This is a genomic window from Allobosea sp. GW823-FHT01F03 (assembly GCF_058798075.1).
Map to the genome: position 1 here is coordinate 1,433,822 of NZ_CM179505.1, position 22,694 is coordinate 1,456,515.

Sequence of the window (22,694 nt, forward strand, 5' to 3'; positions counted from 1 at the left end):
TAGGCGATCCCCCGGTCCGGCCTTCAAGGCGGGCAAAGAGATCTCAGACCTCGTCATTCCATTCGGCTACGACGCGAGCGTCACCTAGGACAAGGCGTGCGTCGTTCTGGGCTATTCTCCCGTCCCATCGGGCGCGCCTATGCGGCAACTACAAGCGGAACTTCGCAAGTTCGCCTAATGGCCAGCTCCGGCCGCGGCGTGGCTGCCAACCAGGTTACCGGAAAGCGGACGCTCCCGACGTCAGGAATGGGCCAACTTCGGAAGAATTGGCCAAAGGGGCTGAGAAGGGCGCAGGGCGGAATCTCCTTTGAGATCACCCCCGAGAGTGAAGATCCCTGGAGCGGGTCCTCGGGCCCGCGCTCCTTGGATTTGAATATGACGAACGAGACCTTTGCCGCCGGCCACGGCAACCTGCCCGACGACGACCAGATGCGGCTCTATGCGCGTGCTTACGCAACGCAAAAGACCGCTGACGAACTCTTCCTGCGCTGGGAGGCCTGCCACTCAGACGCCTTTTTGCTGGAGGAGGCGCCGGAGCACTTCCATGCTGACTACGGCCTCAACGGCCGCCAGCTCGCCGAGGGCGCGAGGATCGCCGCTCGCCGAATGGCGCTGCTGCTGGCCGAGGCCCCGACCGAGCTTCGCGCGGTCCTTGCGCTGAAGATCCACGTCTTTGAGTCGATGGCGCAGCTGGATGGGGAAGGTGCGCGCTCGAACGCGATCTTCATGGTCGAGGCCGCGATGAAGAACGATGCCGAGCGGCTCGGCATCGTGCTGACGCCCTTGCCGCACCCGCCTGGCCGGGCACAGTGAGGCCGTCATGTACCTGTTCTACGACCTCGAGACCTCGGGCCTCGAACCCTGCTGGGACGTCCCGCTGCAGGCGGCATTCTTGCAGGCCGATGCCAAGCTTGCGGTGCAGCGCGAACTGACGCTGCGCTGCCGCCTGCCCATCCATGTCGTGCCGTCGCCCGACGCGCTCCTCATCACCGGCGTCACGCCGGAGATGCTCGATGACCAGCCGCTGAGCCATATCGAGATGATGGCACAGATCGCCAGGATCATCGCGGACTGCAAGCCCGCGATGCTGATCGGCTACAACACAATCCGCTTCGACGATGAGGTCCTGCGGCAGAGCTTCTACCAGACCCTGCTGCCGCCGTATCTAGGAGCCATGACCGGCCATGGTCGGGCCGACGTCCTGACCATGCTTCGCGCTGTCGTGATGCTTGAGCCGGACGCGGTCGCGATCCCCCGCGATGCAACCGGTAAGCCCGTCCTCAAACTCGGCGACGTCTGCCGCGCCAATGGCATCGCCCTGTCCGAAGATGAAGCCCATGACGCGTTGGCGGACGTGCGGGCGACGCGCGACCTGTTCGCGCTTCTGCTCGACCGGGCGCCGTCGACGATGGCGACGATGCTCGGCCATGCCAAGAAATCCGGGCCGCTCGCGCTGCTGGAGCCGGGCGAGCCGTTGATCCTGGGCGGCACCTCGCGCCTGACGCCGGTGCTCCCGATGATCGGCTCGCCAACGAACCCGTCCGCGCGGGTCTGTATCGACCTCGGCCAAGACCCGGCCGGATTCATCGGCCTCTCCGCACCCGAGCTCCTGGCGCGCATCCGGTCCAGCCGCTCGCCCGTCAGGCAGGTCAAGACCAACGCGCAGCCTGTGTTGTTTGCCTGGGACCAAGCGGTACATGCGCTCGCCGAGCCCGAGCCCGAAGCAGTGTATCGTGAACGGGCCCGGGCACTATGGGCGCACCCAACCTTCACCCGCCAGCTCGCGCTGGCGCTGCAGGACCAATACGCCGATCGGGAGCCTTGCGCCTGGCGGCAAGAAGCTGGCAATGCTTCCCGCCGATGCGTTCGAGCAGCCGGCCTACAAGCATCACTACGTCGCCGGCGGCAGGATTGCGATCTACGCCGCCGGCTGCGGCTTCGACCATGTCAACGCCGCCGCCACAGGCCTCGTCGGGCTCGCGCGACGCCTGAAGGCGGCGGTCCATAAGCTGTCGACGACGACGCAGACCGATCTTCGGATGCGATCGGAAGAGCTCAACAAAGACCACTACGCCGCCCTGACTACGAGCGCCGATGGCTACCCCTGCAGCGATCTCGGGTTCGACACCTGGATGATGCAGCACATCCTCCCGCGCGGACTGCCTCTCGCCGGCTCACCCGTCTCGGTCGGGGACCGCTGCCTCGTCGTCCGTCTGCCGGCCGGTATGACCCCTCGCGAATTCGACAAGCAGCTCGCCTTCAGGATGAAGAGCGCTCGCCTGAACAGCTGGCTCAGGACACCGGATGGTGAGCGCCACTGCCAGTACCTCGGGATTGACCCGGCCCAGCTCGCGCGCGGTACGGCGTACGGGTTCAACGAGGCCTTGCGGCGCTCGGCCGGCGAGGAGATCTACTTCTTCCGCCCGAAGTCGTTCGACGCCGACCGGCTGCTCCGCCTCGCGGAGACGATCGTCTACCGGTACGTTACGACGCCGCCGGCCCTGCGCCGTAACATCTCCTGGCGCTCCCGAGCCCAAGGGACGCGCTCGGACTTTCGGCCGGCCGCACCCTAGCGTCACTCCCGAGAACGGCCTCCAAGGCGCGTCGGATCTCCTCGCCCTGGCAGTGCGCTTCACCGACGAGAAGAGCTACTTCGTCTCGGAGGCGTCGCATGGCTTTGCGAAACGCTGGATGTGTCGCGCTCGGGCTTCCATGCCTGGCTCAACCGGTCACCGAGCCGTCGAGCACGCGACGACGAGGAGATCGGCACCAGGGTCCGGGCAAGCTTCCTTGGTTCGGATCGGACCTATGGTGCCAGGCGTGTCTGGCGAACCGTGCTGGCGGAAGGCATCGATTGCGGCCTGCATCGCATCGAGCGGCTGATGCGTGCCCAGGCTTTGCGTGCCAGGCCGCGTCGGCGCAGCCTGCCCAAAGACGGTGGCCAGCGATCGGCCATCGCCCCGAATACGCTCGGCCGGGAGTTCAGTGCCGAGCGTCCGAACCAGCGCTGCCTTGATGCCTGCCGAAGCCAGGACCGCCAAGCCCGCCATAACCTATCTCGACACCCAGATGCCAAGAATAAAGCCGGCAGTCGCGGCCCACCCCAACGCCCGTACCGGCCGATCTCGAATCTCTTCGATAATCAAGCGTTGCAGTTCCGTGGCGCGTGCTCTCCCGGCATCGGAGAGCTCGTCATCATCGTCGAACTGCTTCAGCCTTGATGAACCGGGGGCAGGGGTCTTGCCTGGAGCGTCAGCGTCCGCATGCTGGGACATGGTCTTGAAGCCGTTTTCGGTATCCATGATGCTATTCCTTTCGCGCCCGTAACGAGGCGCTCCATCGTGCTGGCCTAACTATTACGCCCCCCCTCTGTTCCGAGGCGGACGACAGAAAAGACGGTCAGCTTCGGTCGCCGGGCTGGCCTTAGAATTATTCCGCGAGTAGGGCCGCCTGGCGGGGCGCTGTCTTATGACTTTGCGGAGAACGGCTTTGGCTGCGTAAGCTTGGTTATCGGCGGACCAGAGTGACATGGCAGAAGACACGAGCGAATCGGCAGAGTGCAGGCTGCGCGCGCGAGAAGCGGAATTCGCCCGTATTCAGCGGATAGGCCAGATCGGCGGCATGGAGGTCGATCTGCGGGGCAACAATTTCAAGAACGTGCGCTCACCAGAGTATCTGGTCGTGCATGGCCTGCCGCCCGACGCAACCCACGAGTCCCATGAGGCCTGGGTAGCCCGAATTCACCCGGAAGACCGTGACCGTGTGCTGAGCCACTTTCTTGCGACAGTAAACGGGCCGGAAACGGAGTATGAGGTCGAATATCGGATCATACGGCCCAGCGACGGACAGACACGCTGGATTCTCGCGAAAGCAGAAATAGTCCGGGACGATGCGGGAGCTCCCCTACGCCTGATTGGCGCTCACATCGACATTACCGCTCGCAGGCGGGCTGAAGAGCAGCGTGAGCTGGTCTCCCGCGAACTGTCGCACCGCATCGCCAACATCTTTACCGTCGTCAACAGCCTCGTTCGCATGGCAGCGAGGTTCGAGCCCACAAACAAGGAATTCGCGGAGAAGCTCGAAAGTCGGCTTCAATCCCTGCATCGCGCTCATGCTTTCGTCTCAAGAAAAGAGGTTGGAGATGGGGGGTTAAAGTTGCTCCTCGCGCGCGTGTTGGAACCATACCATGGCACTTCGGGCCGACGGGTTTCGATCGAGGGGGACGATGCCATTGTGGGCCCGAACGCAGCGACGGCCTTGGCTCTGGTCTTTCATGAGCTTTCTACCAACGCCGTGAAGTATGGCGCCCTGTCCATCGATGAAGGATCTGTTTATGTCGTGGTGGCGGCAGCGGCGGGGCAGCTGCGCCTTCTATGGCGTGAAGAGGGAGGTCCTGCGATCGTCAACGCGCCCTCCGGTCCAAACGGATTCGGGAGCGTACTTGTCGAAAGGGCTGCGCGGTCCCAGCTAGGTGCGAGCATGACCTATGACTGGCGCCCTGAAGGCCTCTCGGTAACAGTCGAAGTAAGCCTCGTCGATTTGGCGCGCTGAGTGCTCCAACCTTGGCTCATTGTGGGCGTCTACGGCTCGCCGTTCGGATATCTGGCGACGGGTCCTGAACCGTGATCGACCCGCCCCAAACGGGTTCTGGCCTCATGCCGCAGCTGACACGCCAAAAGCCCTCGCCCGTCGATTCGGCGTGTCGCCCGGGTAAGAGCGAGAGAGCGCCAGCGTCATGCCGCTCGGATCTGCTCTTCGAATTCATCCGGGATTTCGCCGTGACGCGCTGGGGAATGCCGTCCTCGAAGAAGGCCTTGCTCGACGCCGCGTCGAAGCGCGCCGACAAGCTTCGGGCCAAGGGAAAGGAGGTCGGAAACGATCGATCTCTATGCCTTTCTGACGACCGAGCCGAATGCTGAGGTTGGCGCGATCCACCCGAAGGCGATGCCGGTGATCCTGACGAGGCCAGAAGAATGTCAGGCTTGGATGACGGCGCCATGGGACCAGGCGAGGTCGCTGCAGCCACCTTTGCCGAACGGTTCGTTCGATATTGTGGCGCGCGGTGTAAAGACGGATGGGCTCCCCGACTTCCTGCCCGAAGGCGGCGGCACTCTTTTCGGCGGCGGATAGATCGTTCTTGCGCTTCGGCAGCCGCCCAGGATTCTCAATCGGGGCTGCTCAAGCCCTGCTTGGTTGCGGCGCCGACTGACGGTGGATTGGCATTCATGAGCCGTTGTGCGGCGCCGACGAGATCAGGCGGCGGCATCACGTCATGTTGCAAGTGTCGTTCGACGTAGCTTCGCTTCTGCCCCAGCGAATTGGCGAGATCCGCGACCCAATCCCGCTGCGGGAACAGCTGTGCCATCAAAAGAGCGAAACCAGCCCCGGTTTCGCGGGCTAGGGCGTCTGCAATGCTTCTTTTGCCGGCGGCCTCACCGCCCATGGTGCGGTCCCAATCGTCGGCAGCTAATAGGAGATGACGGAGTTCGCTTTCTTCCGCGACGGTTGCGGGGCTTCGGTTGCGAAGCTCCTGCACTCGGGCGATTGCCGTTTCGTAGTCGTCCTGGGATCGGATCGTGAAGGCCATCGGCAACCCTCCTGCCGGCACTACCCGTAAGAGAGAGATAGGTTCCGACGATCTCGGATGATGACTTTCGCCGGCCGTAAGATCGACCGTTTCACCGCCAAGCCCCTATCCACCAGCCTCGCATAGTTCGCAATATTGGCACTTATCCAAGCCAGCAGGTCAACGGAGTTGGGTTAATCACTGCCGCCTTGTCGCCCGGCAGCCATCTCATTTGCCTCGGGAGGAACATAAACCTCGTCTCAGCGGTTGCGATGACAAATCACGGAGTGTCGCAATGCGGATCGATGCGAAGGACCGTCTTATTCTGGCTTTGGCGGCGCAATTGCGAGCGGAGCGTGAGACACGAGACGCTCTTGCATGGGTCGTTGGGAACGGCCAACTGGACCCCGCCGTGTTGACCGCCATTCTCACTGACCCGGTCCCACTTGTCACCCATGAGGATGCTGCGCGGGCCGAACTCCTCGTCGCCCAGCCTGCAGGCCCCGCGCGCCGGCGTGAGGCGGCGTGATGGCCCCGCGCCCCGCCTGGAAGGGCTATCTCAAGCTCTCGCTGGTATCCTGCGCCGTCGAGCTGACCTCGGCGACCGACCGTAGCGAGAAGGTCTCTTTCCGTGTGATCAACCGCAAGACCGGCAACACCGTCCGCCGCCAATATGTCGACAGTGTCAGCGGCAAGCCGGTCGATCCCGATGACGAGGTCAAGGGCTACGAGATCGGCAGCGACGAATACCTACTGATAGAGGAGGACGAGATCGACGCGGTCCAGATCGAAAGCTCGCACACGCTCTCGATCGTGCAGTTCGTCGACCGCACTGCGATCCCGCAGATCTATTTCGACCAGCCCTATTATCTCAGCCCCTCCGACGAGGTCTCAGAAGAGGCCTTCGCTGTGATCCGCGAGGCGATGGCGAAGCAGAAGAAGGCCGGCATCGCCCGCATCGTGCTCTATCGCCGCGAGCGGCCGGCGATGATCGAGCCCTTCGACAAGGGGCTGCTGCTGACGACGCTGCGCTACGACAAGACCGTGCGCCAGCCGGACGAGGTCTTCGACGGCCTGCACGAGAGCAAGCTCGATCCGGAACTGGTCGATCTCGCCACCCACATCATCGACAAGAAGCAGGCGAAGTTCGATCCGAGCGGCTTCGAGGATCACTACGAGGAGGCGCTGCTCGCGCTGATCGAGGCCAAGCGCAAGGGCAAGAAGCCGCCGGTCGCGAAGCCGGCCGAGCGTCCCACCAATGTCGTCAACCTGTTCGAGGCGCTGAAGAAGAGCCTCGGTGAGGAGGACTCGCCGCGCGAGCCGCCGCGCAAGAGCTCTTCGCAGCGCAAGGCTTCGCCCGGGGCCGGCAAGCCGACGAAGAAACCTGCCGCTGCCAAGACCAGGAAGAGTGCCTGACCCGCCACGGAGGGCGCCATGGCCAATCTCGATCTCTACCGTTCGAAACGCGACTTTTCACGGACGCGGGAGCCGAAAGGCGCGGCGAAACGCCGGAGCAGGGCGGAACAGGCCGGCGGCGCCTTCGTCGTCCACAAGCATGCTGCCCGCCGCCTGCATTACGATCTCCGGCTCGAGCATGGCGGCGTGCTCTGGTCCTGGGCGGTGACGCGCGGCCCGAGCCTCGACCCCGCCGAGAAGCGTCTCGCGGTCCATGTCGAGGATCACCCCCTCGAATATGGCGGCTTCGAGGGCACGATTCCCGAGGGCGAATACGGCGCCGGCTCGGTCATCATCTGGGACGAGGGCAAGTGGATCCCCGAGGGCAACCCCGCCGGCGGCATGGAGAAAGGCCATCTCGCCTTCACGCTCGAAGGCCACAAGCTCGGCGGCCGCTGGAAACTGGTGCGGCTGAAGTCCCGCCGTGGCGAGAAGCGCGACAACTGGCTGCTGATCAAGGTCGACGACGATTTTGCCCGTGATGATGAGGATATTCTCAAAACCGCGCCGGACTCGGTGGTTTCGGGCAAGAGCGTCGAAGAGGTTGGCGACGATCCCGCAGGCGACGTCTGGTCCACCGACGAGAAGCCCGCTAAAGGGCGTAAGCCCCGAGGCACCAAGTCCAGCACAGCAAGATCCAAGGTATCCGGCCGCCCGGCCAAGATTGAAGCCGAGCCGCTGCCGCGCTTCGTCGAGCCATGCCTCGCGACCCTGGAGGACAAGCCCCCAGCCGGCGAGCATTGGCTGCACGAGGTCAAGTTCGACGGTTACAGGCTGCAGGCGCGGATATCCGGGGGAAAGGTCAGGCTGCACACTCGTACCGGCCTCGACTGGACCGATCGCTTCCGAGACCAGATTGCCGCTGCCTTCGCGGCACTTCCCTGCGACACTGCGCTGATCGACGGTGAAGTCGTGGCGCTGGGCAAGGACGGCATCTCCTCATTTTCAGCGTTGCAGGCGGCCCTATCGGACGGCGAGGCCACTGACCTCGTCTTCTATGCCTTCGACCTGCTCCATCTCGACGGTGAGGATCTGCGGGCGGAACCGCTGCTCGCGCGCAAGGAAAGGCTGGAGGAGCTGCTGCAGGCTACGAAACCCGACGCCGCCCTGCGCTATAGCGAGCACTTCGTCGAGCCTGGCCAGACCATGCTCCGCCATGCCTGCCGCATGGGGCTCGAAGGCGTGATCTCGAAGCGGGTCGACGCGCCGTATCGCAGTGGCCGGGGTCGCGACTGGATCAAGTCGAAATGCACGCAGCGCCAGGAATTCGTGATCGCCGGCTATGTCCCGTGCAAGGCCTCGCGCAACCAGCTCGGCTCGCTCGTCCTCGGTTATCATGAAGGCGGGGAACTGAAGCCGGCAGGCCGCGTCGGCACCGGCTTCACCCGCAAATCGGCCGCAAACCTGAAGCGGCGGCTCGACGCGATCGCCGCTGAAACCGCGCCTTTCGAGGGGGCGGCGGGGCGCGAGCGTGGTATCGTCTGGGTCAAGCCTGAACTCGTCGCCGAGATCGCCTTCGGCTCCTGGACGGCCTCGAAGACGCTGCGGCATTCGGCCTTCCTCGGCCTGCGCGAGGACAAGCCGGCTGATGAAGTGATCGAGGAGAAGCCGGTCAAGGCTGCGGCGAGCAGGACGCGATCAGCGGCAAAGCTGATGCCGCCGAGGGCATCCCGGCGGGAGACCACAGTGACGTTGAGCAATCCCGACAAGCCGCTCTGGCCCGATATCGGCTTCACCAAGCAGAACCTGCTCGACTACTACGCCAGTGTCTGGGAGCGCATGGCGCCCTTCGTCGTCGAACGACCCCTGAGTCTGCTGCGCGCGCCGGACGGGATCGGCGGCCAGGTCTTCTTCCAGAAGCACGCCGGCGCCGGGCTGCACAAATCCGTCTCCCGGATGAAGGACAAGGATGGCGAGGAGCTGCTCTTCATCCGCGATTTCGATGGTCTTGCGGCGCTCGTTCAGCTCGGCACGGTCGAGATCCATCTCTGGGGCGCGAAGGTGGATGCCGTCGAAACCCCGGATCAGGTGATCTTCGACCTCGACCCGGACAAGGGCGTGCCCATGGAGCGGGTGCGCGCGGCGGCGCTGACGGTCCGCGCTCGCCTTGATGAGCTCGGTTTTGCGAGCTTCCTCAAGACCTCCGGCGGCAAGGGTTTCCATGTTGTGATGCCGCTGAAGCCCAAGGCCGGCTGGGACGAGATCAAGGCATTCGCCCGCGGTTTCGCCAAGGCGATGGAGCAGGCGCAGCCGAAGCTCTACACGGCGACCCTGTCGAAACAGGCGCGCAAGGGTCGGATCTTCGTCGACTATCTCCGCAATGGCCGCGGTGCGACTGCGATCGCCCCCTATTCGACGCGGGCGCGGCCGGGTGCACCAGTAGCAATGCCGGTTGCGTGGGCTAGATTGGGCCAGCTCGCGCCGGACGCGTTCAAAGCCGGCACTATAGGTGCAGGCGAAAGTGAAGACGAAGCTTGGCGCGGCTTCTTCGAATTAGCGAGAACACTTACCGGGCGTCGCGATGCCGAGTAGCGTCCTCCATGGCGTCGCTGAAGGCGTCGGCTGCAGGTGTTCGGGCGGATCACTGTTGAGGGTGATGTTTGGATTGCTCCTGAGCGGCGCGAGCGAGCAGAGCTTCCAGCTGAGCGAGCGCCGCCGGCGACAGGATTAGTTCGACGTCCGCGTCAGCTTCTGTTTCAAATTTGACCAAGGCCCCTTCGCCTGGGTCACCGCTGACGGTGATCTTTGAGACGCTGACGACGGGGATTTCGACAACGGGCTTTTCTGGCATGTGGCTATTGAGCTCCAGACCGATTTTCAAGGCAAGTGCTCGAGAGCAAGGAACCTGCACCGTTCTCCGATGTTGCGAGGAGGACGCGGAGGTTCTGACATGCGAATCGAGAGCAAGGAAGAGTTTGCTGCCGCAGCTGCCCGCGCCAACGCGCTGAGTGACGCAGCTGAGGGCACGCCGGCGGCTGATGAGCTCGCGGCGCTGGTTTCAGCGATCCGAAACTGGGAGGCGCGTCGAAAGACCGAAGGTCACGGCGCCGAAGAGAATCCCGAGCCGGGCACGAACCGCAGTCCCGATGACCTCCCGTTTTCAGGACTGCCGGGCAACCTCGGCAAGCTTCGAGAGTAACCGTCCGGTCCCAGTCTGGAGCACGAGGGAGGCATCGATGGGCAAGACAACGATCGAATCTGAAAAGACCGGCGGGCAAGCTCGCAGGAGCGCAGATAGTCGCCCACGGCCAGGAACTGACATTCCCGAAGCCAAACCGAAAGGCGGGAGCGTGCGAACCTCGAGGGAGGAGGCCTCCAAGGGCGAACGGAAGCCATCGGAGTCGTGGAGCCCGATCGATCCAGGCCGGCCGACGCAGGACGATTAAGTGGCTTCATCCCCCCAGGGTCGATAGAGCGCCTTCATATTTCGCGATCAACCTTTCACGCGTATCTGAGGGCAGCTGGGCCAGCCGGGTACGGCTTAGATTGTCTTTGAGATCCTCGACCGTAACAGGGCGAGCGAGTACGTTCGCCGCGGCTCGGTGAATGAAATCGCCGTAGGGCTCGTCCTCTGGCACGGCTCCCCATTCGAGCCAGCCGTTGGGCTTTCCGATGGGAATGTAAGGTGAACTCGAGCTTGCTCTTGCCGGTCAACCAGAACGCTTCCTGCGATTGATTTTGGCGCGCCTGCTGGGATGCTGGCGCTGAACGTGATTAGGCGCAAGGCGACTGGTAGACCCCTTAGCGCACTTTCATTCGCGCCCGCAAAGGGAAGTTGCAGCCGCCCCTGGTTGCCGCCAACATTGCTGTTTCGTCAGGAACCAATTGGCGTCAGATGCGTTGACAGAGATCAAGGAGTAAAAGGGATGCGGCGAGCCTCACCGCGAACTAGCGCCAGATCGAACTGTGAGGGCGTCGTCTCTCATCTGGATCGGTGGCGTGCTTCTTGGCTGCCTCCCCCCAATGTTCTTGGTGTTGAACGCCAATATGCATGCCCGCTATCCGCATGGATGGCGGGTTTTTCTTTGCCAATCTTAGCGCGATCGCTTGGACGATCGTTGTCGATGGAACGCTGATCGTGGAAACCGCGATCAAACTGCTTCTGATTTCTGCAGGGATGCTGGGTGTTGCCGGTGCAACTTGGTTAATCGCCGAAAAATGGAAACTCTGATCGGCGGCCACATTAACTACATGCCGCATGGGCTCGGGACCATCTGGCAGGAAATGCCGGTCATCAGGATTCCGTCATTGCGCCGTCGCTCGGCATGGAGCGACGGGAAGTCTGTCGGAGGGATTTCAGTAGCGATGAGTCAACGATGCGGCAGTCAGTTCCGCGCTGGCGCCGGCATCCTGCAATCGATTCCATCTCGGCTTCCCGAATAGAGCGCACTCGCGCTTTCCAAGCACATGCGCCGTTCCTGCCCAAAGCGAAGGCTTTCGGGCCTGCCTGAATATCATACCGAGCGTAATGGTCCTGACATTTGTACCCCATGCCGCGCGGCATGGCGTTTGCTGACGTGCTCAGCGCTAACAAAGCAATCCCCCCGACTGCCAAAGCCACAATTGTCACGCGTGATCTCCACATTTTGGCCGCACTTCGTACTTGGCTGGAGCTAAGCTCCTGCGTCAAGTCGGCTCGTCTCGTACCGCGATGCTAGAGGAACGATGGGCCGACTGCGGACCGGCAGCGCGCAAATCGCTGTGCTAACCCGCCACCAGCAGCCCGCAGTCGCCTGGTCCTCGCAAGGGCTGCCCTCCTTGGGCGTTTCTCCCTGACTGGCCCGGTCTCGCTCGCGCCAGCGGGGCTTTTTTGTTTGGAGATGCCGCCCTCCGTGCAGCCCCTGTCCATGGTCTGCATGTCATTTGACATAGTGTGCAGCTCGAAGTGCGATTAAGCGCGAGGAATGCGAGAAATTGCTTCCGACCTGGTCCCGGTCCTAGCGGATCGATATGCCGCTTTGGCAAAAGAGGCTTTTGAAGCTCAGGCTTCGCTTGGCCGAGGCGGGGACGCCGAGCGGAAATGCGACTGGATGGCGTTTGCGGTGGCCCAGAAAAAGGTCTGGGAACTCATGATTGAGATTCGCGCCATTCAAGATCGAACGGCTGACGAAGCATAGATCTCGTCTCGCTTGGACTAAGGGCGATTATATTCGTCGGCAGGGGAGGGTAAAATGCCATTTCGATCATTGACCGACCCGGTCGATCTGGCCCGCGCATTTGCAGCCGTCGAGGAAGCCTGGGCAGAAATCCGATCGTCTTCACATGATCGAATGGGCACCGAGGAGCAGGAGCGCGAGCGCCTCAAGTTCATTGTCGCAAGCCTCGTTCCTATGGTGCTTGACGAGCAGGAGTTGGTGGCGCGAGCCGTTGAGCAATTTACCCGCACAGTCCGAACAAGCAGCGTTCTGTCCGGGCCTGAGAACGAGGAACCGCGCGCGCGGTAGTGCGTTACGACGATGGCGCTCTGAAGTCTCTTTCGTGCGCCAGGCCTGCGGCCCTCTTTCTTTTGAGCGGAGGCGCTCCGTGTTGCGTTGGGAAGCGTGTCATGGAAACAGATCGCGTCGAAAACATCGCTAGGGCGCTTTGCCGATCGGCAGGCTTTGATCCAGACGCCCTTCTTCCTCCTGAAATGAACTATGCATTGATGTCTCCGGCCCGAGAGCGGCTACCCGCGTGGCAGCGCTTTCGACGCGCTGCGGAAGTCTATTGTCAGGCCGGCGGTTATGAACATGCGGGCGAGCCGCAAAAACGTCCCGCCAGGATGCCTTCGATTTAGGGCTTCTGGGACGTATAGGATCGCAAATCCCTCGAGGACAGGCTGTGACGCATTGCCACCGTTCTGCTTCGACTGTTGATCTGACGCAAGGCCCCCTGTTAACGCCTGATCGAACTCTAGACAGAGGGCAAAAATCTGGACAGGTCTAGTGGTTACGGGCGGAATGCTAAGCGTTGCTGCCGTTACCTGGTGGGCCACTCGGCACTGGTCTCTTTAACCGCGCATGCAATCTCATTCTGGCGCCCGGTCCCGTTCACATCGGGGCCGGGCGCCTTTTTGCGTTAACGGGCGCCGTACGAGCTTCCGCGCCGGCTGCTCACGAAAGCGGTAACGTCGGGTGCGAGGATGTCGCGGCGTTCCGCCCATGAAGCGAAGAGCCCTCGTGCGGTCTCGATTTCGATTTCTCCACGGACCGCTGCAAGGCAGCCTTTCAACGCCAAGGGATGGGTTGCATCACGCTGCGCGACCGGCCAGTCGGTGAGAAACATATAGGCCTCCATAGCAGAGGAAACCGCCGTAGGGACGCCGAACCGGGTCAAGATGACGACCGGGCGTGCGAATTGGTCTGACAGGAGTGCCAAAGCCATATCCTCCTAGAGCAACATGGTTTTAGAGTCGCAGCGGAGCGAGAGCTGCGCGCTGGCGGCGCAGATAGATTTATTGCCCGAGGGGACCAGTTCAAGACGGCGAGGCCGCGCTCCTTTCTCGCGCATATGTCGAGCGCCTGGGCGGCGCTTGCAGGCTTGGTACGTTGCTCTACATCTGCCCTGGGATATGCCTATGGGAGACGCAGATGCCATTCAGTTCGTTGACGGATCCGGTCGATCTGGCGCGAGCGGGCGCAGCTCTGGAAGCGGCCTGGACCGCGATCAAGGTGCAGCAACCTGAGATTGACGAAAAGGAGCGGGAGCGGCTGGCATTCATCGTCGCCAGCCTCGCGCCGCTTGCAATGGATGAGGAAGACCTTGCGAAGCGGGCGGCCGAGAAGTTCCGTTCTTGAAATCCCTTGCCCGAGTGTGACGAAGAAGAGCCCCGCCAGCGCACGCCAGCGGGGCTTTTGCTTTTCGTGCTCAGGCGGCCTCGAGATGGCCGATGCCGTCCACCAGCATGTTGCAGCCGCGGCTGGCGAGACCCCACTGACGGGTGACGACGCCGGTCGCGGTGGTCAGGACGCCGCCCGTGGTGAGGGCGATGCCCAGGATCTTCTGGCCGATGCCGGCGCCGGCCACGGTGTCGAGCTCGTCATCGGTCAGGGCGATGGAGGTGTCGCGGGCGGTGTCGAAGGCGTTGGTGGCGGTCATGGTCGGTTTCCTCTCACTTCCGGCCGGCAACTGCTTCGTCCGGCCTGATGAGAGGCATTTGACCGTCTTGCGCTTACACGCACCTTACAGCCGCCGCGGGCATGGCTTGGAAGAGATCGGTCCGGTTGATGGCAAGGCTAGAGCGGTAAAGCTGGCGGTCGGTGGCGCCGTCTGCAGTGCCCGCCTGCCAGGGGTTAGGGATACCGCAGAGGATGAAGCCGATCGTGAGGATCACCAGACCGACGGCAAGCAGCCATAGGGCCGTTGGAGAAGACATCTCTAGCGTCTCCGGTCGAGAATGCGAAACACATTCGATATTGCGATCTGTGCTCAACGGCCGCCCCCGCTTCAGCCGATTCTCTCCGCACAAAAATTGGCCCCACTGGCTCGCGCGCCCGCAGGGCCTATTTGCAAGTTTAGCGGGCGGTTTTTCTGCTCCGATGCGCCCGATACAACCAAGCAGGGCGTTTTATGGCGCCGAGGATCCGACGGTCGGTCGAACGTACGGAGTTGCGTTGGCATCGAACTGCGTCCAGCCCTCCCGCTCATAGTCGGCCCGGCGCTGGACCATATCGATCGGGGTTGCACGGTCCATGATCGCCTCCGCTTCGGCGACGCGACCGTCAGCGGCACGAACCGACACAACCGATCCACCACGCCGAACGCTTTCTGCGTAGACGTGGGCTTCGCGCTCGTCGACGCCGGCACTGGTCATCGCACCGATAATGCCCCCCGCAGCCGCGCCCGCTGCGGCACCGGCGGCGGTCGCCGCTAGCCATCCGGCCGCTACAACGGGTCCGATACCGGGAATGGCGATCATCCCGAGGCCCGCGAGCAAACCGGCGGCTCCGCCGACACCAGCGCCAATTCCAGCACCTTCCCCTGCGTTGCTGTCATCGCCGTCATCGTTGCGAGGCCCGATCACGCTGATTTCAGAATCCGAGAAGCCGGCCCTTCCCAGGTCCTCCACGACTGCGGTCGCCACTGCGTAATCATCGTAAGACCGAGTGATTGTGCGAGTCATTGCAGATCTCCTTACAGAATAAACGGTCAATGGCGGGTGATGTTGCCGCGATAATCCACGCTCACGGTGACCGGCTGGCCGCCATGCGTGGCCGTGCCCTTCCAGACGCCGTTGTCGTCCTTCTTGAGCTCGCTGATGGCGCTGTATCCGTTGGCCTCAAGGCGGCTCTTGGCCTGGCCTTCGGTGAAGCTGTTCGCTCCCGGAAGCGGAGCATTCGCATCCGCCGGGGCTGGCGCCGGAGCAGGCGATGTCGTTGGTGTCTGGGCGTAAGCTCCGAGAGCGAAAAGCGATGCGACGATCGAGGCACTGAGTTGCCTTTTCATAGCGTCCTCCCACAGAATTCAGGCCAGATGGCCGATGCTAGGGGAACGGAGCTTGTGGGAAGATGTTCCCGGCAATCTGGTGGGCGCTTGGTTCTTTGAGCCGCGATGCCCCGGCACACTATGGCTTCAACCGGCATGAACCGCGGCTGACGATCTCGATCGCGCGCAGCGCATGATCGAGATTCTCGAATGTTTGCGCGACCATGTCCCCTAGAAGATAGGAAACGCGTTCGGTCGGCACTATTCGAACTTGGCCGGGACCTAGGGCCCAGACTCATAACCAGTAGCTGACGATCGCTGCGATGCAGACGGCGGCGAGGAAGTTGACGGCGTTTCGGTCGTATCGGGTTGCGACACGGCGGAAGTCCTTGAGGCGGCAGAACATACGCTCGATAGCGTTGCGGTCGCGATAGAGCTCCGGCGAGAAGCAGTTCTTCCAGCGCCGGTTCACTTTGGGCGGGATGTTGGGCATCGTGCCGTTCTCCTCGACCTGTCGGCGGATGGCGTTGCTGTCGTAGCCCTTGTCGCCATGAAGGATGCGCGCTGGCGGCATCTGCTTCAGCAAGGCTGATCCGGCCGTGCAATCAGCGACCTGGCCGCCGGTGAGCAGGAAGGCGATGGGTCGGCAGTCTCGATCGGTCAGCGCGTGGATTTTGGTCGTTCGCCCGCCGCGCGAGCGGCCGATGGCCTGGTTGCGTTCCCCCCTGTTCCACCTGAGGCTGAGCGGTGTGCCTTCACGGCGGAGGAGTCAATGAGCACCTGGGCCGGCGGACCACCGGCGCTCGCCAGAGCATGGAAGAGATCGAACCAGACGCCTTTGGCGGCCCAGCGGACGTAGCGGTTGTAGAGCGTCTTGCGCGGCCCGTAGTCAGGCGGCGCATCGATCCACCGACCACCGGACTTCAGAACATGGACGATGCCGCTGATCACGCGGCGGTCGTCAACACGCGGCTTGCCACGCGTATCCGTCGGTAGATGCCGCTCGATCCGTGCGAATTGCGCGTCCGTGAGCCAGAAACGATCCCGGTTCATCCGTGCTTCCTCCCGGAAGCCGTGAATCACACCGAGCCCACGACGCCAATCATTTTATGGGTCCGAACCCTAATCGCTCGATGCGACCCGCACACCGCCCAAGGAGATCGGTGAGAATCCAGCGGTCCGGCGCGGGGTTGGTGACGTTGAAATCCATGTTTGCCCTCCAAGCACCGCTAGCAACATCGCCGACCGTCACGCCGGTTTAAAAAGCTCCAGACCGAGGCTGATCGCAGTTCGGAGGGCCGCGTCGAGCAAAACGGCCGGGGGGAGTGGCCCGAATTCGCAATGACAGTCCAGCCTTCGGCCGCATTTAGTTGCAGCAGCTACAAAGATGCGGCCACGCGGGTTTCCGCGGTTGTCTTCAACGAAGCCGGTCACACCGGTCAAAGCAAGAGCGAAATCTACTGGAGCGTGCTCTAATGTTCCTTCCGCCATTGCTCGAGCGACGGGGCGCGAAACTGCGGAATATTCTTCGATGAGCGTCGGCGGAATTCCGAGCGCACTGATTTTGGCGGCTACCATATAGGTTACGAATCCGCCAAAGAGGACGTCGCCAGCTCTCTCGGGCTGCGCCAGGCTGTTAGCCAGAGCACCCGCGCTGCAGGATTCAGCGACGGCTATGGTACGGCTACTGTCAGAAAGACGCGAAACAAGCTGCTCGGCGAGCTTGGTAAGATCCGGCATCGACGAACCCGGCGGATCGTCGATGAACCGTGAGTACCAGTGAATGGAGCTGTCCATATCAGCCACGCCTTCAGGTCAAACCTGGCACGCTGCAACTGGGTTTAGCTCGAGCGTGCTTAGCTCGCATTTCATAATCTTCGCGGATTTGCGCGAGCTTCTCCTCATCGAGTTCTTCAAGATCCATGAGTTCCTCTCGAGCACCTTCGACCTTTGAAAGTGATCCACCCCCGTTGAATTGGTCCACCCTGAAGTATGTCTTTTGGCAGACAGGAGGACCGCCATGCCGAAGAAGCGCCACAAGCCCGAAGAGATCGTCGCGAAGCTGCGGCAGGTCGATGTGCTGGTCTCGCAGGGGCAATCCGTTGCCGACGCGATCCGCTCGATTGGCGTGACGGAGGTTAGCTATTACCGCTGGCGCCGGGAGTTCGGTGGGCTGAAGACGGATCAGGTCAGGCGGATGAAGGAGCTGGAGGCCGAGAACGCCCGGCTCCGCCGCGCCGTCGCTGACCTGACGCTCGACAAGCTGATCCTGAAGGAAGCCGCGTCGGGAAACTGGTAAGCCCCGCGCGTCGCCGTGTCTGCATCGACCACGTTCGGCTCGCTCTCAAAGTGTCGGAGCGGCGGGTCTGCCGCGTGCTCGGGCAGCATCGCTCGACCCAGCGCCGGATCCCCGCGCGGACGCGACGATGAGGAGCAACTCATCGCCGACCTCGTCGAACTGGCCCGCTGCTACGGCCGCTACGGCTATCGCAAGATCGCCGCGCTGCTGCGTTCGACGGCGGGCTGGGTCGTCAACGACAAACGGGTCGAGCGGATCTGGCGACGCGAGGGGCTGAAGGTTCCAGCCCGACAACCCAAACGCGGCCGTCTCTGGCTCGCGGACGGATCCTGCATCCGCCTGCGCGCCGAGCGCCCGAACCATGTCTGGTCCTACGACTTTGTCGAGGACCGCACCCATGACGGGAGAAAGTATCGCATGCTCAACATCATCGACGAGTTCACGCATGAATGCCTCGCGATCCGCATCGACCGAAAGCTGAAGGCGATCGACGTCATCGACGTGCTCTCGGACCTGTTCATCCTGCGCGGCGTGCCAGAGCATATTCGTTCAGACAACGGCCCCGAATTCGTCGCCAAGGCCGTGCAGGCCTGGATCGGCGCGGTTGGCGCCAAGACTGCCTACATAGCGCCCGGCAGTCCCTGGGAGAACGGCTTCATCGAGTCGTTCAATGCCAGGCTCCGCGACGAGCTTCTCGACGGCGAGATCTTCTATACCCTCGCTGAAGCGAAGATCGTCATCGAAAGCTGGCGGCGCCACTTCAACACGGTGCGCCCGCACGGCTCGCTCGGCTACAAGCCACCGGCTCCGGAAGTCTTCGTGCCCGCCATGACCGCGCGGGCGGCTGCGCTATCCAGACCAGCTACGCCGCCCGCGCTGGCCCCGAGGCCAACCGCACACTAACATTAAACCCGGACCTCTCGGCGGGGGCGGACCATGCTCGCGTAGCCACGCCTTCTGATCGTCGCCGAGATTATCCCACTCATCCCGTGCCGCGTGCCAGAGCTGGTGATGGAGACGCATCTCCTCGCCGGCGAGCATGGCAATGACGGCCTCGGGCAAGGGGGCCGTCTTCCGCGCATCGGCAAAGTCGTGCTTCACGGCGTAGAAGGAATAGCTGGCGCCCGCCGGCGCACCATCATGCTCGACTGTTCGGATGACGGTGCCCACCAGCGTTGGCTTTTGGATCGCCTGGGGCTTGAATTGCGGCTGGCGCGGCCACTGGGGTGCCAGAACGCATTGGTAGTCATAGATCCAGGATTGCCATGCCGAGCCCTTTCGGCCCGTGGCTCGGAAATTCAATGTAACGACATCGCCATCCGTGTAGATGCCCTCGACGAACAGAAAGGGGCCGCCAACCGCATGCGATTTTTGGATGCGCTCATCGAGCTCTTAGAGCCCCGGCGCAAACTGCTCCCCCATTTCCCGTTCCAGATGCTCATGGGCGTGCTGCGGTGTTGCCGTCTTCGTCCTGGCAGGCCTCGCGATAGAGTTCGAGCGGGATCGGAACGGGGACGCTAGCGACCTTGTCGCCCGCTTGGGCCTGTTTCGGTTGGGCACGCATCGGGAGCAACCTTAGCCCTTCAGCGAGTTGTCGGCTTGCAGGCTCTTTTTCAAAGCGTCGAAGAGATTAACGACGTTGGCGGGCCGGTCTTTCTCGCCGGAGCCGGCGGATTTGCGCGAGCCCTTGCGCTTCTTCGACGCGATCAGCTTCAGCAGGTGCTCTTGAACCGGATCCTTGACCAAGTCCGGTGACCAGTCCTGCGTCTTGGTCGCGATAAATTTTTGCGCGAGCGACAACAGCTCCGGTGCCGCCTTCTCCTTGGCGATCCCGCTGAAGTAATTCTTCTCGTCGCGGACTTCGTCGCCATATCGCAGCGTCCAGAGCACGATGCCCTGATCCCGGGGCTCCAGCATCACCGCCCGCTCGCGCCGGTAGAGCACGACCCGCGAGATTCCGACCATCTTCGTCGCTGCCATGGCGTCGCGGATGACGGAGAAGGCCTCTTCTCCCACCTCGTCATCGGGGACGAGGTAGTGCGGGCTGTCGAAATAGATCCAGGGAATGGAGTCGCGTGGGACGAAGGCGTCGATATCGATCGTGCGGACGGTATCGAGCCTAACCGCTTCGAGCTCCTCGTCCTCAACGATAACGAGCCGACCGGCCTCGGCCTCATAGCCCTTGGCCTGGTCATCGGGCTCGACCGGCTTGCCGCTGTCCGCATCGACATAGCGGCTGACAACGCGATTGCCGGTCTGCCTGTTCAAGGTGTGAAAGCGCACCTTCTCGCTCTCGGATGTGGCCGGGCTCATGGCGACAGGGCAGGTCACGAGCGAGAGCTTGAGATAGCCCTTCCAATAGGTGCGGGCGGGCATGGCGACGCAACTCCGGACACGAAACTGCCGAGTCAATGCAGTTGGACCAATAGAGTTCCCGTGGTCGGGAACCATGCGAGTTGCTGCGGATTGAATCGCTTGGGTTGCGATGTGGAGTTGCGTGTCATGGTCGCGGCGCGAGCGAACTGGAAGGGCTATCTGAAGTTTGGGGAAATCAGTTGCCCTGTCGCGCTCTACACCGGTGCGAGCACCTCCGAACGCATCTCGTTCCATACGGTTAATCGCGATACCGGCCACCGCGTTCGCCGAGAGTTCATCGATCCGGTCACCGAGAAGCCAGTCGAGCGGGAAGATCAAATCAAGGGCTTCGAGATCGACACCGACCGCTATGTCGAAGTCGAGCCAGACGAGATCGCGAATGCGGTTCCCGATAGCAAGAAGCTCCTGGCTGTCTCCTCCTTCATCCCCTGCAGCGAGATTGACACAGTCTTCTTCGACAAGCCCTACTATCTCGCCCCCTCCGGCAAGATCGGAGAGGATGCCTTCGCCGTGATCCGTGAAGCGCTGCGGGCGAGTAAGGTCGGCGCGCTCGCGCATGCCGTGCTATTCCGGCGCTATCGCGCTCTGATGATCCGGGCCCAGGGGCTTGGTCTCGTCGCCCACACCCTGAACTTCGACTACGAGGTTCGGTCCGCGGCCGAGGCCTTCGACGAAATTCCCAAGCTCAAGATTCAGAAGGAAATGCTCGAGCTCGCCAAGCACATCATCGAGACCAAGAAGGGCGAGTTCGATCCGTCGAAGTTCGATGATCGGTACGAAGCGGCGGTGGCGGAGATGGTGAAGGCGAAGCTCGCCGGTAAGCCTGTGAAGGTCCTCCAGAAGGCTAAGGCGCCTAAGGTGGTCGACCTTATGGACGCGCTGCGTGCGAGCGTCGGTGCTACCACCGAGGCGCCAAGGAGAAGCCGTCCTGTGAAGAGCGCAACCAGACTGAAGAAGGCGAGCTAGCGTCCTTGCATCGCGCTCCGATCACCGAGCGTGGCGACCGGCCAGTGGGGTGAGCGCAGCCAATCGAACAAATCACCGAAACTGACGTTCAGGCTTCAGGGCGGGCTTCCCTAACGTCCTCGAAGAGGTCTTCCCATGGTGCGGCAGTCTCGTTTGGCCGGCGTGGCCGTTACGGCTCTGTTGTTCGCAGGTTGCGGCAATCGGGAGCTGCCTGAGGAGGCAGGGTACGGGCCAAATCCCACGCTGCCGGAGCCTCAGTCGAGCTGGAGTTGACCCGTTTCCGTGGACTGTTCACGGCTATAGCGGGTCAGGTCAGTTCGTGGTGCTTCCTTTCGTATTCGATGGGCGAGAGGTATCCCAGCGCCGAATGGCGGCGTGACGGGTTGTAGAAGCCTTCGATGAAGTGGAAGACGGCCATCCGCGCCTCGCTGTGCGAGCGAAAGCGGTTTCGGTCGAGCAGTTCGCATTCGAGCGTCGCGAAGAAGCTCTCGCACATGGCATTGTCGTAGGCATCGCCGACCGAGCCGGTCGAGGGCCTGACGCCGGCGTCCTTGCAGCGATTGCCGAACGCCAGCGAGGTATATTGGGCGGATTCAACCGGTCGTCGCAACACCGGCATCATACTGCTGAGCGAGGAACTGATTGAGCATTTCGATCGGTGTTTTCCATCCGAGCGTTTTGCGAGGCCGCGTGTTCATCGCGTAAGCGACGGCAGCCAGCTCCCCGGTTGAGTGCCGGCTGAGATCGGTGCCTTTCGGGAAGTATTGGCGCAAAAGGCCGTTGGTGTTTTCGTTTGAGCCGCGCTGCCACGGGCTTTGCGGATCGCAGAAGTAGACTTCCAGCCCGCTCTCGATGCGGAGCCGTGCATGCTGAGCCATCTCGGCTCCCTGGTCCCAGGTCAGCGATTGACGAAGCGTCGCCGGCAGTTCGCTCATGGACTGGACGATCGCCGTGCGAACAGCTTCAGCACCGTGTCCGGCCAGTGGCGGGCCGTTCTTGACCCTCTGTCCCCGCTGATATCCCTCTTGGCGCGGCAGGTGCAGCAGCATCGTGAAGCGCGAGCTGCGTTCGACGAGCGTGCCGATCGCCGAGCTGTGCAGGCCCAGGATGAGATCACCTTCCCAATGCCCCGGTATCGCCCGGTCTTCGACCGCCGGTGGTCGTTCACTGATCATGATGGCGTCGCCCGCGCCGATGCGGGCCTGCCACGCCAGGCGTAATAGCCTGACGCGGAGACCTTGAAGACGCGGGCCATGGTCTTGATCGGGAAGATGGCCTGATGCGCGCTCATGAACCGGAAAACCCGTTCGGGTTCGCCTTGCTCTCCCGCGCGAACCAGGCCGCCGCCTTTGACAGGATATCGCGCTCCTGACGCAGGCGCTGGTTCTCGCGGCGGAGCCGGATCAACTCCTCTCGCTCGGCCGATGTGGGGCCGTCGGTTCGCTTGCCGGCATCGCGCTCGGCCTGACGGAACCAGTTCATGATGGATTGTGCTGTCGGCTCGAACTCGCGCGACAGCTCTTCAGGCGTTCGTCCTGATCGGACCAACTCGACCAGTTGCCGCCGGAACTCCGGCGGGTAGGCGCTTCGAAAACGCGGCATGGGACACTCCAGAAAATGACTTCAAGG

The 22,694-nt window shown here is 62.7% G+C and carries 23 protein-coding genes and 5 pseudogenes; 15 read left to right on the forward strand and 13 right to left on the reverse strand.

Annotated elements, in window-relative coordinates; genetic code table 11:
* Window positions 1-375: 375 nt before the first annotated feature.
* The 5 genes and pseudogenes from AC3RCC_RS06680 to AC3RCC_RS06700 form a co-directional block, all read left to right on the forward strand.
* Window positions 376-813: a hypothetical protein gene (locus AC3RCC_RS06680; RefSeq protein WP_291645623.1), complete on the forward strand. Its 438-nt coding sequence runs from the start codon at window positions 376-378 to the stop codon at window positions 811-813.
* Window positions 814-820: 7 nt separating this feature from the next.
* Entirely contained in the window at window positions 821-2,008 is a 1,188-nt protein-coding gene (locus tag AC3RCC_RS06685; protein WP_492257980.1) for an exonuclease domain-containing protein, read from the forward strand.
* 658 nt (window positions 2,009-2,666) lie between these two features.
* Window positions 2,667-3,008: pseudogene (locus AC3RCC_RS06690) on the forward strand (IS3 family transposase); the annotation flags it as partial.
* A 520-nt stretch (window positions 3,009-3,528) separates the two neighbouring features.
* The gene (locus AC3RCC_RS06695; protein WP_492257981.1) at window positions 3,529-4,551 is read left to right on the forward strand and encodes a sensor histidine kinase; all 1,023 of its coding nucleotides are present in this window, start codon (window positions 3,529-3,531) and stop codon (window positions 4,549-4,551) included.
* Window positions 4,552-4,766: 215 nt separating this feature from the next.
* A pseudogene (locus tag AC3RCC_RS06700) lies at window positions 4,767-5,130 on the forward strand (hypothetical protein); the annotation flags it as partial.
* Between the two features lie 34 nt (window positions 5,131-5,164).
* On the opposite strand, the gene AC3RCC_RS06705 reads toward AC3RCC_RS06700, so the two are convergent.
* Complete coding sequence (locus AC3RCC_RS06705) at window positions 5,165-5,587, reverse strand: hypothetical protein (protein WP_291645616.1); 423 nt, start codon at window positions 5,585-5,587, stop codon at window positions 5,165-5,167.
* A gap of 274 nt (window positions 5,588-5,861) precedes the next feature.
* Between AC3RCC_RS06705 and AC3RCC_RS06710 the strand changes: the two genes are divergently transcribed.
* Genes AC3RCC_RS06710 through ligD form a run of 3 tightly spaced genes read left to right on the forward strand, consistent with a single transcriptional unit; the run spans window position 5,862 to window position 9,553 of the window.
* Entirely contained in the window at window positions 5,862-6,095 is a 234-nt protein-coding gene (locus AC3RCC_RS06710; RefSeq protein ID WP_291642761.1) for a hypothetical protein, read from the forward strand.
* Window positions 6,095-6,982: a non-homologous end joining protein Ku gene (gene ku / locus AC3RCC_RS06715; protein ID WP_291642763.1), complete on the forward strand. Its 888-nt coding sequence runs from the start codon at window positions 6,095-6,097 to the stop codon at window positions 6,980-6,982. The genes AC3RCC_RS06710 and ku (AC3RCC_RS06715) overlap by 1 nt, the downstream gene beginning before the upstream one ends.
* Window positions 6,983-7,000: 18 nt before the next feature.
* Window positions 7,001-9,553 (forward strand): DNA ligase D, encoded by a 2,553-nt coding sequence (gene ligD, locus AC3RCC_RS06720; RefSeq protein ID WP_492257982.1) that lies wholly within the window; start codon window positions 7,001-7,003, stop codon window positions 9,551-9,553.
* A gap of 49 nt (window positions 9,554-9,602) precedes the next feature.
* On the opposite strand, the gene AC3RCC_RS06725 is transcribed toward ligD, so the two are convergent.
* Entirely contained in the window at window positions 9,603-9,842 is a 240-nt protein-coding gene (locus tag AC3RCC_RS06725; RefSeq protein WP_291642767.1) for a hypothetical protein, read from the reverse strand.
* Window positions 9,843-9,911: 69 nt separating this feature from the next.
* On the opposite strand from AC3RCC_RS06725, the gene AC3RCC_RS06730 reads away from it, so the two are divergent.
* From AC3RCC_RS06730 to AC3RCC_RS06740, 3 genes are all read left to right on the forward strand, one after another.
* Window positions 9,912-10,160 (forward strand): hypothetical protein, encoded by a 249-nt coding sequence (locus tag AC3RCC_RS06730; protein WP_291642769.1) that lies wholly within the window; start codon window positions 9,912-9,914, stop codon window positions 10,158-10,160.
* An 852-nt stretch (window positions 10,161-11,012) separates the two neighbouring features.
* Window positions 11,013-11,192 carry a hypothetical protein gene (locus AC3RCC_RS06735; RefSeq protein ID WP_291642771.1) on the forward strand — a complete coding sequence of 60 codons (180 nt, stop codon included), beginning with the start codon at window positions 11,013-11,015 and terminating at the stop codon, window positions 11,190-11,192.
* A gap of 1,000 nt (window positions 11,193-12,192) precedes the next feature.
* Window positions 12,193-12,465, forward strand: a complete 273-nt coding sequence (locus AC3RCC_RS06740) for a hypothetical protein (RefSeq protein ID WP_291633066.1) — start codon at window positions 12,193-12,195, stop codon at window positions 12,463-12,465.
* 613 nt (window positions 12,466-13,078) lie between these two features.
* On the opposite strand, the gene AC3RCC_RS06745 is transcribed toward AC3RCC_RS06740, so the two are convergent.
* Window positions 13,079-13,384 carry a DUF982 domain-containing protein gene (locus AC3RCC_RS06745; RefSeq protein WP_291633064.1) on the reverse strand — a complete coding sequence of 102 codons (306 nt, stop codon included), beginning with the start codon at window positions 13,382-13,384 and terminating at the stop codon, window positions 13,079-13,081.
* 206 nt (window positions 13,385-13,590) lie between these two features.
* On the opposite strand from AC3RCC_RS06745, the gene AC3RCC_RS06750 reads away from it, so the two are divergent.
* Window positions 13,591-13,797, forward strand: coding sequence for a hypothetical protein (locus tag AC3RCC_RS06750; RefSeq protein ID WP_291633062.1), 207 nt, complete (start codon window positions 13,591-13,593; stop codon window positions 13,795-13,797).
* Between the two features lie 70 nt (window positions 13,798-13,867).
* On the opposite strand, the gene AC3RCC_RS06755 is transcribed toward AC3RCC_RS06750, so the two are convergent.
* The 6 genes from AC3RCC_RS06755 to AC3RCC_RS06780 all read right to left on the reverse strand — a co-directional run bounded on the left by AC3RCC_RS06755 (window position 13,868) and on the right by AC3RCC_RS06780 (window position 17,221).
* Complete coding sequence (locus AC3RCC_RS06755) at window positions 13,868-14,098, reverse strand: hypothetical protein (RefSeq protein WP_291639579.1); 231 nt, start codon at window positions 14,096-14,098, stop codon at window positions 13,868-13,870.
* Between the two features lie 73 nt (window positions 14,099-14,171).
* Entirely contained in the window at window positions 14,172-14,375 is a 204-nt protein-coding gene (locus AC3RCC_RS06760; protein ID WP_291633058.1) for a hypothetical protein, read from the reverse strand.
* 192 nt (window positions 14,376-14,567) lie between these two features.
* Window positions 14,568-15,122 (reverse strand): hypothetical protein, encoded by a 555-nt coding sequence (locus AC3RCC_RS06765; protein ID WP_291633056.1) that lies wholly within the window; start codon window positions 15,120-15,122, stop codon window positions 14,568-14,570.
* Window positions 15,123-15,148: 26 nt separating this feature from the next.
* Entirely contained in the window at window positions 15,149-15,445 is a 297-nt protein-coding gene (locus AC3RCC_RS06770) for a PepSY domain-containing protein (RefSeq protein WP_291633054.1), read from the reverse strand.
* Between the two features lie 274 nt (window positions 15,446-15,719).
* A protein-coding gene (locus AC3RCC_RS06775; RefSeq protein WP_291642693.1) for an IS5 family transposase occupies window positions 15,720-16,477 on the reverse strand; the annotation gives its coding sequence in 2 pieces (ribosomal slippage) (window positions 15,720-16,144 and window positions 16,144-16,477; 759 coding nt in all).
* A 195-nt stretch (window positions 16,478-16,672) separates the two neighbouring features.
* Window positions 16,673-17,221, reverse strand: a complete 549-nt coding sequence (locus AC3RCC_RS06780; RefSeq protein ID WP_291642695.1) for a CinA family protein — start codon at window positions 17,219-17,221, stop codon at window positions 16,673-16,675.
* A 223-nt stretch (window positions 17,222-17,444) separates the two neighbouring features.
* Here AC3RCC_RS06780 and AC3RCC_RS06785 point away from each other — a divergent pair.
* Together AC3RCC_RS06785 and AC3RCC_RS06790 are read left to right on the forward strand one after the other, a co-directional pair.
* A pseudogene (locus AC3RCC_RS06785) lies at window positions 17,445-18,626 on the forward strand (IS3 family transposase).
* A 108-nt stretch (window positions 18,627-18,734) separates the two neighbouring features.
* Complete coding sequence (locus AC3RCC_RS06790; protein ID WP_492257983.1) at window positions 18,735-19,244, forward strand: hypothetical protein; 510 nt, start codon at window positions 18,735-18,737, stop codon at window positions 19,242-19,244.
* 54 nt (window positions 19,245-19,298) lie between these two features.
* Here AC3RCC_RS06790 and ku (AC3RCC_RS06795) read toward each other — a convergent pair whose 3' ends face one another.
* A complete protein-coding gene (ku, locus tag AC3RCC_RS06795) occupies window positions 19,299-20,099 on the reverse strand; it encodes a non-homologous end joining protein Ku (protein WP_492257984.1) in 801 nt (266 codons plus the stop codon).
* A 126-nt stretch (window positions 20,100-20,225) separates the two neighbouring features.
* Here ku (AC3RCC_RS06795) and ku (AC3RCC_RS06800) point away from each other — a divergent pair, with 126 nt between their 5' ends.
* Complete coding sequence (ku, locus tag AC3RCC_RS06800; protein WP_492257985.1) at window positions 20,226-21,065, forward strand: non-homologous end joining protein Ku; 840 nt, start codon at window positions 20,226-20,228, stop codon at window positions 21,063-21,065.
* 307 nt (window positions 21,066-21,372) lie between these two features.
* Here ku (AC3RCC_RS06800) and AC3RCC_RS06805 read toward each other — a convergent pair.
* The 3 genes and pseudogenes from AC3RCC_RS06805 to AC3RCC_RS06815 form a co-directional block, all read right to left on the reverse strand.
* Window positions 21,373-21,654 (reverse strand): annotated as a pseudogene (locus AC3RCC_RS06805) (transposase); the annotation flags it as partial.
* 4 nt (window positions 21,655-21,658) lie between these two features.
* Window positions 21,659-22,243 (reverse strand): annotated as a pseudogene (locus AC3RCC_RS06810) (IS30 family transposase); the annotation flags it as partial.
* Window positions 22,244-22,352: 109 nt separating this feature from the next.
* Entirely contained in the window at window positions 22,353-22,667 is a 315-nt protein-coding gene (locus tag AC3RCC_RS06815) for a transposase (protein ID WP_291649098.1), read from the reverse strand.
* Between the last annotated feature and the right edge of the window lie 27 nt (window positions 22,668-22,694).